Source organism: Micromonospora sp. KC723 (assembly GCF_004348595.1).
GTDB lineage: Bacteria > Actinomycetota > Actinomycetes > Mycobacteriales > Micromonosporaceae > Micromonospora.
In genome coordinates this window covers 133928-148062 of sequence record NZ_SMKD01000002.1, presented here as the reverse complement: position 1 = coordinate 148062, position 14135 = coordinate 133928, and the positions used below count along the sequence as shown (strand labels likewise).

The window sequence follows — 14135 nt, the reverse complement described above, 5'->3', positions numbered from 1 at the left end:
CCCTTGCGGGCGACCGCGACCACATCACGGCGGAACTCCAGGGGAAACGCTTTCGGCATGACAGACATCCTTCCAGCGAGGAACGCATCCTCACAGGTCAGGAGTCAACCGAACCGGGGGCAGACCCATTGCCGTGGCGAAGCAGTTGGGCACGTCGGTGGAGGTCCGTGGATCGAAGTCGGAGTCGTCTCGGGTCCTGGCCACGCCGCGTGGTTCTCTTCTGCTGGAGGCGCATGCGGTTCCACGCTGGACGATGAGGCGTGACGGCAGTGGTTGGCGACAGATCGACACGATGCTGCATCGCGACTCGGCTGGTGCCGTCGTCCCGGTTGCCACCCTCGCCGATGTCGGCTTCTCGGCTGGCGGCGCGGAGCCGCTGGTGCGGGTGCCGGTCGCGGGCGGTCAGGTCACGATCGGGTGGCCGAGCGCGCTTCCCGCGCCGACGTTGGAGGGTGACACGGCGGTCTACGGGTCCATCCTGCCCGATGTCGACCTCCGTGTTCGGGCATTGGTGGACGGCTTCACGTGGGTCGTGGTGGTGAAGTCGGCGACGGCGGCGGCGAACCCGGCGTTGGAAACGCTTCGGTTGTCGCTCGGCACGTCCGGGGTATCGCGGCGGGCCCGTGCCGGCGGTGGGTTCGATGTCGTCAACGCCGCCGGCACTGTCGTGCTGTCCGCTGGCAACGCCCTGATGTGGGACTCCTCCGGTGCGGCTGAGACCGAAACGTCGCCATCGCGATCGTTCGCGGAGTCGACGGATGGACAGGACGAGTCCGAGGTTCTTCGTAGCGCGCCGGACGGGGCAAACAAAGTGGAGCTACCCGCCGAGGTGGTGGGCACGGACTTGGTGATCCGACCGGACCTGGCGTTGTTGCGTGGCGCCGACACCACCTACCCGGTGGTCATCGACCCGTGGACGACCATCGGCAAGGCGATGTGGGGGTACACCGGGTCGGCCAACGCGACTCGGGATGACGGCGTCGCCCGGGTGGGCAAGGACCCGACCGGAGGGGGCACCTTCCGCTCGTTCTTCCGCTTCAATCTTTCCGGCTTGGCGGGGAAGACGATCCGGAGTGCGAAGTTCCTGACCGAGATGACCCACTCGTGGGACTGCGAGAACACGCCCGTGAACCTGTGGCGGTCCGCGGATCTGACATCGTCGGGTAAGCAGAGTTGGGACGGGCCGAACCTGGCGAAGTGGCTGGAGGAGCGGTGGGGGCATGCGCACAAGCCTTCGTCGCCGACGACCTGCCCGGGTGATCCGCAGCCGGACAAGCCGATGGAGTTCGCCAGCGCCAACGTGAAGAACGATGTCGACGCCTACAAGGGTGACAGCAACTACACGCTGGCGTTGTCTACCCGGCAGTCGGACGGCAGTTCGGAGGAAACCAGCAACTGGTGGAAGAAGTTCGACCCGACGGCGACGAAGCTGTCGGTGGAGTACAACACGAACCCGAACACGCCGACCGCGGCGCAGTTGTCGACACACGCCGAGTACACCGCGCCCGCCCAGGCGTGTGTCACGGGCGCTTCCCGACCTGTGGTACGGGGCTACTACCCGTGGTTGAAGGCGACGTTGACCGACCCTGACGGCAGCAACGGCGGCAGCTTGTCTGGTGTGTTCACCTTGCAGAAGTGGAGCGGCACGGCCTGGGCGACGGTGACCGGGTGGCCTCGAACGGATTCCGGGGTGGTGCCGGGCGGCAAGGCGGAGATGAAGTTCGGGCCGATTGCCGACGGTGAGCAGTATCGGTGGCAGGTGCAGACGAAGGACACCCTCGGTGGAGCGTCGGGCATGTCGCCGTGGTGTGAGTTCTACGCCGACTACTCCCCGCCGGCCGCAACGCCGAAGGTGACGCCGGCTGACGGTCTCTACCTGGAGTCGGTGCCGATCGGATCGAACGACTCGCCGCGTGGCGCGAAGGGCTATTCCGGCCGATTCACGTTTTCCGCCAACGGCGCTCCCGACGTGTACGACTACGTGTACTGGCTCGATGGTGGGCCGGAGAAGACGGTCCGGGCGGCGACTCTCGGCGGGTCCGCCACGGTGTGGATCACCCCGAACCGGCGGCTGAGTAACAAGTTGTTCGTCAAGAGCCGGGACCAGGCGGGCAACGCGTCGGCCACCTACGAGTACCTCTTCCTGGCGGGCGATCCCACCGCACCGCAAGCGTCGTGGTCGATGCAGGAAAGCGCGGGAGCCACGCAGCCGAGCACCCCAGCGGGTGGTCCTATCTTGAACCTGTACAACAATCCGCAGTGGTCGGACGGCTGGATCACGGGCACGCACCGAACCTCTGGCCGTGACCGTGCGGTCAGCTTCGGCTACGGCAACGGTTGGGGTGCCACGACGGTCGCGCCTCCGATCGACTCGTCGCGCAGTTTCAGTGTCGCGGCGTGGGTGCGGGTGTGGAGCACGGGAACGTTCGGGTCGGTGGTCGCGGCGAGCGGCACGAACAACGGGGCTTGGCAGTTGCAGCGGGACAAGAACGGCTACTGGTACTTCCACACGTTCTCCGCCGACAGCGCCACCCACACCCGCACGTCGGTCGCCTCCGCCGGTCCGGCTGCCACGAACGTGTGGCAGCACGTCGCGGGCGTGTACGACGCGGGGCTGCAGGAGATCCGGATCTACGTCAACGGTGTCGAGGTGGGCGTACAGCCGTTGTCGTCGCTGTGGTCCTCGACCGGGATCCTGCAGATCGGACGGGTGCACTACAACGGCAACCAGCAGAACTACCTTCAGGGTGAAATCGATGATGTCCGGCTGTGGGACCGGGTCATCAACCCGGCGGACGACCTCGAGCCGATCGTGAAGCCCACCCTCGTCGGCCAGTGGGACATGAACGACGAGGACGAGGAAGCCCCGCGGCAGCAGGGTGACGCGTCTGGATACAACCGGCCGGTCACCCTCGCCGAACCCGCCACCGCGGCCCACTTCTGTGACGGCTACCTGAGCCCGGGTCTCTGCCTGGACGGAGTCAGCGGCACCGCGGACACCAGTGAGCAGGTGCTGCGCACCGAGGGGTCGTGGACGGTGATGGCACGAGTCAAGCCGAGCGTCCTCACCGGCTACCACACGGTGTTGTCGCAGTGCGGCACCGCGCGCTGCGCGTTCTACCTGCAGCGACAGAGCAACTCTCCCGCGAGTTGGGCTCTCGTCGTGCCTGACAGGGACGCGGCCAGCGGTGTCACCTACTCCACCATCAAGTGGGGCGGCACCCCGGTTCTGCACGACTGGGTCCATCTCGCCGCCACGTACGACTCGACGAGCCGGACCATTCGTCTCTACGTCAACGGCGCACCAGCGGGCGAAGTCACGAGCATCCCGCCCGCCTGGGGAGCCACCGGCCGGCTGCGGATCGGCTCCTCGGACTCCGGTGACTTCGTCAACGGCACCGTGGACGACGTCCAGGTCTGGCAGGGCGTGCTCACCGACGCGCAGGTCGGGGGCATCGCCACGTCCTGAGGACCGGCCGCCTGCGGCTGAGCTCTTCACACCACCCGTGAACCACCCATTCGCGCTGGGTGACCCCATCGACCCGGAAGGCACCGATGACACAGGTCAGACCCGGCAGGTCGGCACACCGCCGGCATGCCGGCCGTTCCCACGGCGGAAACCGCAGGCTGCTCGCCGCCGGACTGGTGGCGGCGCTCGCCGTCACCCTCGGCGGCCAGGTGCCCGCTCAGGCGCAAGCGCCGGCCCAGGCCAAGCGCCTTGCTGCCCAGCGGTACGAATCCGTGCCGGTGAAGCCGGTCAAGGCCACGAAGCCGGCGCCGGACCCGGCCGAGACGGCGGCTGCGGCAACCCGGCCGACACCGACGTGGCCGGCCGCCGGCGCAGCCGAGGTGACCCTGTCATCGACACCGACCGGTGAGCGTGCCGCGTCGACGGTGCAGGCGTTGCGTGCCGGGTCGTTGCCGGTGACCGTGCGGCCGGCAGCACCGGCTCCTGGCGACAGGAGCCGGTCGGCGCAGGCCGGGCCGCGTAAGGTTCGGATCGAGGTGCTGCCGCGGGCGACGGCCGAGAAGGCCGGCGTGCGCGGTGGTCTGTTGATGCGGGTCAGCCGCGCCGACGGGGTGAATGCTGGCGGCCGGGTGGAGATCGCGGTGGACTACGCCCGGTTCGCCTCGGCCTACGGCGGAGACTGGGCGTCACGGCTGCGGCTGGTGCAGGTGCCGCCGTGTGCGTTGAGCACACCTGACGCGGCAAGCTGCCGGATTGTTGAGCTGGGCTCCCGTAACAACGTGCGGGCCCGGACGGTGTCCGCGCAGGTGTCCGCAGCGTCGGTGCCGGCGGCAGAAAACTCCTTCGACCCCAGCGCTTCGGCGGGGTGAGCACGGCGCCGACGGCGGGCAACCTCGTCGCACTGGCCGCCGGGCCGTCGGGCGGCGCGGGCGCCTTCACCGCGTCGAGCCTGGCGCCGTCGGCGTCGTGGAGCCACGGTGGCGCGGCCGGCGGATTCCAGTGGTCGTATCCGATGCGGACCCCACCCGGTCCTGGCGGACCCACTCCCAGTCTCGGGCTCGGATACTCCTCCCAGTCGGTGGATGGTCGGCATGCCGCCACCAACAACCAGCCCGGCGCGATCGGGGAGGGCTTCGATTACTCGCCCGGATTCATCGAGCGCCAGTACAAGGCCTGCGCCGACGACATGGGCGGCGATGCCAACAACACCACCAAGACCGGGGACCTGTGCTGGGGCACCGACAACGCGGTGCTGTCCCTCGGCGGCTCGGCCGTGGAACTACTCAAGGGCAGCGACGGCAAGTGGCACCCACGTAAGGAGGACGGCTCGAAGGTCGAGCTGCTGACGTCACCGGCGTACGGCAACGGCGACAACGACAACGAGTACTGGAAGCTCACCACGCCCAGCGGCACCCAGTACTGGTTCGGGCGCCACCAGCTGCCGGGTTGGTCGTCCGGACGGCCGACGACGAACTCGGTGCTGACCGTGCCGGTGTTCGGCAACAACCCGGGCGAGCCCTGCTACCAGAGCACCTTCGCCGCGTCGGACTGCGGCGGGAAGCGGCAGGCGTGGCGGTGGAACCTGGACTACGTCCAGGACGTGCACGGCAACACCATGTCCTACTGGTGGGCCAAGGAAACCAACCACTACGCCAAGAACAAGGTCGCCACGACCCCAGTTATCTACGACCGGGCCGGCCACCTCACCCGCATCGACTACGGCACCGACAACCGGGATGGCACCGAGTACGCGGCGACCAGCCCGTACGTGCAGAACTCCCCCATGCGGGTGGAGTTCACCAACCCCGACCGGTGTCTGAGTAACTGCACCACGAAGAACGAGACCACCTGGCCGGACACCCCGTGGGACCAGGAGTGCACCGCGACCACCAACCCGTGCCAGAACGCATCGCCCACCTTCTGGTCGGCGAAGCGGCTGAGCGTCGTCACCACCAAGGTGTGGAAGGGCTCGGCGTACCAGAACGCCGACTCGTGGACGCTGCGGCAGAGCTTCCCCGACCCGGGTGACGGCACCCGGGCCGGACTGTGGCTCGACGGAATCACCCACCGCGGCCTCAACGGCACGACCCTGACCACCCCAGAAGTGACCTTCAGCGGCATGCAGATGCCCAACCGGGTCGACGCCTCCGGCAGCGACTGGGCCCTGGCGATGAACTGGTGGCGGGTCAACTCCATCCAGTTCGAGACCGGCGGCGAGCTCTTCGTGACCTACAGTCCACGCCAGTGCGCCCGGGGCGGCACCATGCCCACGGCGACGGCGCTGGACAACAACTCGCTGCGCTGCTACCCGGTCAAGTGGACTCCCCCGACGTACACCGACCCGATCACCGACTACTTCCACAAGTACGTCGTCACCGAGGTTCAGCAGATCGACCACACCGGCGGCGCCCGCCCGGTTCGTACCGCCTACGAGTACGAGAACCCGCAGAACCTGCCGCTGTGGCACCACGACGAGGACAACGGGCTCGCCCCGGACAACCGCAAGACGTGGTCACAGTGGCGCGGCTACCCTACCGTCATCACCTACACCGGTGAGGGCGCCGAACGCACCAAGACCGAGACGCTGTACTTCCGCGGAATGTACGGCGACAAACTGCAGGCCGGCGGAACCAGAACCACCACCGTCGAGGGACGCGAGGGCGGCCCCACCAACGACTACGACCACTACGCCGGCACACCCCGTGAGCAGATCACCTGGCTCGGAACGCAGATCCTCGCGGCGAGCGTCCATGACATGTGGCGCTCCGAGGCGAGCGCGACCCGGACTGGCACACCGACCGCCGAAGCCCGGTACGCCCAGGTCAGTACGGTGAAGACCCGCGCGGCGGTCGGCGGCGGCTTCCGGCGCACCACGACGACCACCAGCTACGACCAGTACGGCATGCCGGTCACCGTCCAGAAGTGGGGCGACGACGCCAAGACCGATGATGACAGCTGTGTGCGGACCGAGTACGTGCGCAACACCACGGGGTCGAACTGGTTGTTGACCCCGGTCAAGCGGACTCGTGGCTGGACAGGCGCCTGTGGGAGTATCCCCGTGGCCGAGGGATTGATCACCGCGGACACGTTGTTCTCCTACGATTCCCTCGACCACGGGGCGACGCCCACCGCCGGCAAGATCACCAAGATTGAGACGATCAAGGGTTTCTTCCGAGGCTCAGCCACCTACCAGGTGGCCTCCACCGCCGCCTACGACGCCCACGGCCGGGTCGTCGAGGTCACCGACATCGCCGGGGAGAAAACCAGGACCGACTACACGCCGGCCACAGGCGGGCCGATCACCAAGGTGGTCACCACCAACCCGCTGCTGTGGACCAACACCGTCGAGCTGGATCCGGTCCTTGGTCTACCCCTGAAGGTCACCGACCCGAACAACCTGAGCACCGAGTACAGCTACGACGCGCTCGGCCGCAACACCGGCATCTGGCTGCCCGGGCGCTCCAAGACGGCCTTCCCGTCGGACCCGTCCACCGGCTACAGCTACCAGCTGTCCAAGACGTCGATTTCCACGATCACGACGCGTTCGATCAACGCCAGGGGCGGGTTCGACACCTCCCACGCGCTGATCGACTCACTCGGCCGGCCGCGGCAGACCCAGGAACCCGCCCACGGCGGCGGCCGGATCATCACCGACTCCTTCTACGACGCCGCCGGCCGGATGTACCAGGCCAACTCCGCCTACTACAACAGCGGCGCGATCGATCTCACCACGATCCAGAGTCCGCTGAACGCCGATGTGCCGAGCCAAACCCGGACGATCTTCGACGCGGCGGGTCGGCCGGCCCATTCTCTGCTCCTCGGCGGGCACGCCGGGGTGCAGGTGGAGAAGTCACGGACGTCGACGACGTACCACGGCGACCACCTGACCGTCCTCCCCGCCGAGGGCGACGCGGCCACCACGGTCTGGACCGACGTCCTGGGCCGCACCGAGAAGCTGTGGCAGTACCACGGACCGACCGCCACCGGCACCTTTGACGAGACCAGCTACGCCTACCACCCCAAAGGCCAACTGGCCGCGGTCAAGGACGCCTCGGGCAACACCTGGTCCTACACCTACGACATCCAGGGCCGGCTGATCTCCACGAGTGACCCGGACAAGGGCACCGCCACCCTGCAGTACAACGCCGTCGGCGACCTGGAGAAGAGCACCGACTCCCGCGACGACACCCCGGACCTCTGGTTCACCTACGACCGGCTCGGACGACTGGAAACGGTCCGCGAGGGCAGCACCACCGGCGCCCTCAGAACGTCGTACACCTACGACCTGCCGGCCAAGGGCCTGACCAAGTCCGCCTCCCGCTGGATCGGCGGCGACGAATACCGCAGCGAGATCGTCGCGGTCAACTCGCGCTACCAGCCGACGCAGACGAAACTCACGTTGCCCGCCTCCCAGGCCGGCTTCTGCGGTGCCACCGCCACCACCTGCAGCTTCACCACCCGGGCCACCTACAACGCGGACGGCTCACCGAGCACACTCACCCTCCCCGCAGCTGGCGGGCTCCAGGAGGAGAAGCTCACCTACGAGTACGACCAGACCCACTCGATGTCGTACCAGCTGGCCACCGACTACGGCGATGTCGGCTTCTACGTCGTGGAGACCGGCTACACCAACCTCTTCGAGGTCAGCACCACCACCCGCTCGGCCCAGCTGACGGGCACGAAGTCTGTCCAGTCCGCGCACTACTACGACGACGCCACCGGCCGGGTCACGAACAGCGCCGTCATCCGGTCAACCGCACCCGCCTACATCACCAACACCTTCTACGACTACGACGACAGCGGCAACGTCCTCAAGATCGACGACAACCCGGGTAGCCGCCCCCGCGACACCCAGTGCTTCGGCTACGACCACCAACGCCGGCTCACCCAGGCGTGGACACCGTCCTCCGCCGACTGCGCCACCGCACCATCGACGAGCAGCCTGGGCGGACCAGCACCGTACTGGCACGAGTGGAGCTTCGGCGCACCCGACGACCCGAAGGGACGCATCGGCAACCGCCTCACCCAAACCGAACGAGGCACACCCACCGGAACCATCACCACCAGCTACAGCTACCCCGAGCCCGGTGCGACGCAGCCGCACCGCCTCGACGGATGGACCCGAACCGACAACCTCGGCACCACCATCGGCGCGTACACCTACGACCCCGCCGGGAACATGAAGACCCGGCCCGGGCCCTCCGGCCAACAAACCCTGACCTGGGACGTCGAGGGTCACCTCGCCACCCTGACCGACAACGCGGGCAACAACTCCTACATCTACGACGCCAGCGGCAACCGGCTGATCGCCAATACCCCCACCGACAGCACCCTGTTCCTCGGCGACACCGAAGTACGCCGCAACACGAGCACCGGCTCGGTCGACGCCACCCGGTACTACTCGTTCAACGGCGAGACCATCGCCCAGCGAACCGTCACCGGGATCACCTGGCTCGCCAGCGACCACCAAGGAACCTCCCAGGTCAGCGTCACCAACGACACCGACCAGACCATCACCCAACGCCGGCAGACACCCTACGGGTCCCCCCGCGGCCAGACCGTCACCTGGCCCAACCAGCAGGGCTTCCTCGGCGGACACCAGGACCCCACCGGCCTGACCCACCTCGGCGCCCGCGAATACGACCCCACCATCGGACGGTTCATCTCCGTCGACCCCGTCAACGACCCCGGCAACCCACAACAACTACCGGCCTACACCTACGCCGCCAACAACCCCATCACCTACAGCGACCCCACCGGCCGGATCATCGCCGAATTCGCAGGCCTAGACAAACCAGCCAACCTAAGCAACGGCATGGCATGGAATGGCGACTACTGCCCGTGGGGCGTCAACGGTTACGCCTGCCAGGAGCGAGTAGAGAGCGGAATCAAGTACAGCACTGGCAAGTGGAAGAGCGGCAGGGAGAAGGGCCACGAAGCCCTGGATGCCTGCGGCGTCATCGGCGGCATTGTGGGTGGACCATGCGATGTCATCAACGCCGTCTGGTACGCCGTTGAAGGCGACTACACCAACGCCGCAGTGTCCGGAATGTCCGTGGTGCCTGGCCTCGACGTCGCCTGCAAAGTCAAATCGCCTTGCAAGAACGGCGTGGAATGGGCAGCGGACAAGACAAAGTCCATGGCCGGCAAAGCGCCCACCGGCTCCACGCCGAAGATCAACCCGACCAAGGAAGCAGAAGAACTAGCCCACATCAAGGCTGACGCACACCAGAAGGGACTGGCCCACCAGCCCAGTCCAAGGACGCCGACACCCCCCAGCAAAAGCTCGCAGCCGGTAACGAAGGGCAAGCCCGGTGGCAACGGCGCAGGCGGGGCGCCCAGAGCAAAAGACGGCTGCCCCACCCACAGCTTCGACCCCGACACACCCGTTCTCATGGCCGACGGGACCACACGCCCCATCGAAGAGGTATCCGAAGGCGACCACGTCCTCGCCCACGACACGACAACCGGCGAAGACAGCGGCCGGGTCGTGGAGCGGCTGCACGTCAACCACGACGAAGCCCTCACCGACCTCTACATCCGCACCGGCGACGGAAAATTCGCCAAGATCGAAACGACCCAGCACCACCCCTTCTGGAGCGAAAGCCGCCACGACTGGGTCGACGCCAGTGCCCTCCGGCCTACCGAGTGGCTGCGGACAGCCACCAACGAACGCGCAAACGTAGCCAAGGTCCACAACTACACCGGCTCACAAGAGATGCGCGACCTCACCGTCGCCGACATCCACACGTACTATGTGATAGCCGGCGACACGCCTGTGCTGGTTCACAACTGCAATAACGTAATTTCGAATGCAGACGGATACGACAACACTGGTGCACTAGGTGCGCACGGGAATGGTGCGGCCTTTAGTGGAATCTATGAGCCAAGCACGGGCAACTTTAGGGCTCAGCTGAGCGTTGATCCGGACATGCTGAATCCGCCGGTGAATTCGGTTCGACGGCTTGGTGGGCATGGGCGGATCAATTTCGAGCATTTTGGCGGTTCACGGGATACTGTCGGCTTCACAATGTTCTTCGAGGAAGGTGGCTTCTCAGTAAGCTGGATGTCACGAAGCGTAAATGGCAGAAACCATGGCAATCCGCTAGCGCCTGTAGACATCAGGCAGTCGATTATGGACGCAATTTCGGCAGCAACAGGAAGAAGCGTGTGGTCCCGATGACGGATGAAACTGAAGTGCTCGTAGGTGGTCTTCGGGTTCCCGAGCTCCTACTGAAAGCGATCCGTAAAGATCGGTGGGTGGCTCCAAGCGATCCAGCCTTGCTGGCCTCGATTTTTGGTGAGGCTCCGCAGCAGCCGACTTTCTATAAAGTCAACGGTATGGTGCGCGAGAACGAATCATGGCACTCGGAGATGGAACCCGAAACGCGCGAGTGGTATGTGGGATCGAAGAGCCTGGAAAGTCCACCAGGAGATATTGATCCCGCAAGGTCGCTACTGATCGGTGACATGGGGCCAGATCAACCCTTTGCTTTGGACTACCGCACCTCAGATTCGGACCCATCGGTGGTCTACCTTAGGAGCGACAACGGATGGGTCGAAATTGCGCCGAATATTCGGGCACTGCTTAGCTTGCTGGGAGTCGTATGACCACATTTTGCCCGACTACGGCTTGTAGGTGGGTGCTTGCAGGGTGCGTCGAGGTGCGTGGTTGTGCGCCCGGGTTGCCGTCAGCGTTGCCGTCAGGCACTTGGCACACATCCGAATACATGGATGAACATCGGGCAGGCGGCGCTTGATGGTTGGGGGAGTTGTTCGGTGCCGGGCCGCGCTTGCGCGGCGTGGCGTCGACCGCCGGGAGCACCGGGCCGGGTCAGCCACTCTCGGCGATCGTCATGGTCTCTGCGTGGTGGGTTTGATCGGCTGCCGAGGTCTGGGCGATTTTGTTGCGTGGGCGCGTGCGCGCGGGGCCGGTACGGCTGTAGCGCGTGCGCGTGCGCAGTTTTGAGCCAGTCGGATCTTGGTCCTGGACCTTGGTCCGGCTGGCTTACTGCTCGGGTGCATGGTTGCGGCTGCTGCGGGGGCGCTTGGCCCCGGCCATCGCGCCGGGCGAGGATCGCAACAGCCAACTGTCGTCCGACAACGTCGTGGACGCCGGCAGGCTGCGCCGGCCATCGCGCCGGGAGGGGATCCCACCCCCCGACCTTGACCAACCGTGCCAGATGCTTTCTGGCTGCGCGCCCGGCCACCGTGTCGGGCAAGGATCGCAACCACCCCGGAGCGCCTCTCCCACTGCCCCCTCGATCACAGCACACGGACCTTTGTCGATGCCCTGGAGCTGCGTGCTGTCGTCTACTGGATGTTGCACCGGGCCGGGGCGGGACAATGTTTGCCGTGACGGAGGTCGAGGGCGAGTGTCTCTCGCCGAGTTCGTGCACAGTCGGGCAGCCGGTGAGAAGCCTGACGAGATCTCGGCCATGGCGATCATGAAGCGGATCATCGAGTCGTTTTCCGAACCCACCCGGCCCGGTCAGCAGGGCGTGCGTTGGAAAGTTGACGCTTGGCGGCGCCGACGCCTCGGCGCAGTGGGCACCGACTTGTGCTGCCCCGTCAGCGCCGGCTGGAACTTCCCCTCGGCCGCTCTGACGTCCGGCAACTACCGGGACCACCGCGCCGCGGTCGAGGGCGTGGATCGGGTGGTGCTCCGATGGTGCTCGGATGTCCGGCACTTAACAAGCACGATCGCGGCTAGTTCGGCACTGTGGCATCGCCATCACCTGCCGTCCTTCCGGACCCGCTGGCTGCAGCGCGCGGACCAGCCGAAACGAAAAGCCCTCCACGTGGACGGAGGGCTTGCGAAACAGCACCGGCTATGAGACTTTGTATACGGCGGAGAAGGTGGGTCACCCTTCCTCCTACGGATCAGAAGGTTGGGGGTTCGAGTCCCTTCGGGCGCGCAAGATCATAGATGCCTGACCTGCGGGAACGCGGGTCAGGCTTCTTGTTTTTTGTGTCCCCTGCGGACGTGTTGCTGCTCGTCCGACGAGCATCCGCTGCGTCCCGGCCTGTCTGGTGGGATTCGGGTGGGTCCGATCTGGTCCTGACGACGGCGGCAAGGTGGGTCACGGGTTGCATCGATCAACATTGACGCTGGCGGATGCTTTTGGCGCCTGAGGGCTGCTCTCCCGCCGGGACTTGCGACTCACCGCGTCCGGTCGCCTGGGGTCCTCAAGCGCTCAACGCGTTGATCGACTCCCGTGTGCCGTCGGGAAGGACTGTTTCGGTTGTGGCGGGGCTGCTCATGCAAGCGGCAGCGGTATTCATCACGCACAGTGTGGTGCGTGGCCAGTGGCTGCGGCGACCAGGGGCGCTGCTCCTCGCCGTGGCGGTGCTGCACCACGGCGTTACGAGGTCATGCAGTGGTGGTGGCCGGGCCGCAACCCATTCAGGGACCTGGTGATCGACCAGGAGGCCCTAGATTCCTAGGTGCCGCTCGTGTCGGCGGTGATCCTCGCCTACGCGGTTGCCTACGCAGTCGTCCATGTGGTCGCCACACATCAACATGCAGAACAAGGACCGATCATCACCAGCCGATGGGTAGGTCTCACCACTGTGCGGCTTTCGCCGCTCGTCGCGTTCGCCGTGCCGCTAGTCATCGCGACGTGGTGGGGGCACGGTGCGCTGCAACCCGTCGCTCCCGCACAGGCAGACGGCGGTACACCCATCGGAGGTGAGGGCAGCTTGATTGACCTGGCGGGGACCTTCCTGGTGCCGCTGCTCGCCGTGATCGGGACCGTGGTTCTCGTCCGGTATGGCATCCGCTGGCTGCTCCCGCTACTCGCCGGGCAGGGCCTCATCCTCGTCATGGCCGGCACCCGGGCGATGATTGTCATCGCGTGCGTCCTGACCCTCGTCGGGGCTGCTGTGCATGGTGTTCGACCGTCCCGCAGGCAGGTCGCCGTTCTGCTGGTCATGGTGTCCGCGTTGACCGCGCTGATCTCATCAACCCGCGTCGCCGCCGGCCGAGAGGTGTTCCACGCCGAGTCAGGCGCTGAGGAACGAATAAGCGGACTCGTGGACGGTGCCCGCGCGATCGGCAGCAGCGAAGCCCAAGACGGCATCGCCGCCGACCTCGTGTACCGCTTCGACGGCAACACGTTCGGCGCGCAGGTGTATACCTCGATACGGGGGGCGTCACCGCCGGTCGGGTTGACCACCGTCGGCAACAACATGGTCATGCTGGTACCGAGGGTCATCGCCCCGAACAAAGTCGCTTCGCGGTCGTTGATACAACGATCCGAAGAAGCGTACCTAGCTTCCCACGTTGGCCTGTCACAGCACGTGGACTGGCTCCCCACCATGTTCGGTGTGATGGTCGCCTACTTCGGCGCAGTTGGTTTGTTCCTCCTGGCGGTCCTCTTGGCGTTGGCGATGGCCGGCGCCGAGCGGACCTTGTCGCGGGCGTTGACTCCCGCGCGGGTGGTGGCTCTCATCGGACTGGCGCAGTGCGCGCTGCTGTATGCGTCCGGGCCGCAGGTGTTTCTGGTGACGCTGCGGTCGGTGGTGGCGCTTGTGTTGGTGGTGTGGGCTGTCGCCACTGTGCTGCGGCGACGTGCGGAAGCGGGCCGGCACCGCCAATCGGAGCCGACCCACCCCTTCCACACCGTCAGCGGCTAAACCTATTGCTCCGTGGAGAGACCGGCCG

The 14135-nt window shown here is 66.4% G+C and carries 6 protein-coding genes; all 6 read left to right on the top strand.

The window, feature by feature from the left end; all coding sequences use genetic code 11:
• The first annotated feature begins 292 nt into the window (after window positions 1–292).
• The 6 genes from E1165_RS01530 to E1165_RS01505 all read left to right on the top strand — a co-directional run bounded on the left by E1165_RS01530 (window position 293) and on the right by E1165_RS01505 (window position 14107).
• Complete coding sequence (locus E1165_RS01530) at window positions 293–3469, top strand: LamG domain-containing protein (protein ID WP_165945098.1); 3177 nt, start codon at window positions 293–295, stop codon at window positions 3467–3469.
• An 86-nt stretch (window positions 3470–3555) separates the two neighbouring features.
• On the top strand, window positions 3556–4338 hold the full coding sequence (locus E1165_RS01525; RefSeq protein WP_132386882.1) for a hypothetical protein: 783 nt from the start codon (window positions 3556–3558) through the stop codon (window positions 4336–4338).
• Complete coding sequence (locus E1165_RS01520) at window positions 4335–10652, top strand: RHS repeat-associated core domain-containing protein (protein ID WP_132386880.1); 6318 nt, start codon at window positions 4335–4337, stop codon at window positions 10650–10652. Before E1165_RS01525 ends, E1165_RS01520 begins: the two co-directional genes overlap by 4 nt.
• Window positions 10640–11080, top strand: a complete 441-nt coding sequence (locus E1165_RS01515) for an SMI1/KNR4 family protein (RefSeq protein WP_132386878.1) — start codon at window positions 10640–10642, stop codon at window positions 11078–11080. The genes E1165_RS01520 and E1165_RS01515 overlap by 13 nt, the downstream gene beginning before the upstream one ends.
• 764 nt (window positions 11081–11844) lie before the next feature.
• Window positions 11845–12306: a hypothetical protein gene (locus E1165_RS01510; protein WP_132386876.1), complete on the top strand. Its 462-nt coding sequence runs from the start codon at window positions 11845–11847 to the stop codon at window positions 12304–12306.
• Window positions 12307–12925: 619 nt separating this feature from the next.
• The gene (locus tag E1165_RS01505; protein WP_132386874.1) at window positions 12926–14107 is read left to right on the top strand and encodes a hypothetical protein; all 1182 of its coding nucleotides are present in this window, start codon (window positions 12926–12928) and stop codon (window positions 14105–14107) included.
• Window positions 14108–14135: the final 28 nt, after the last annotated feature.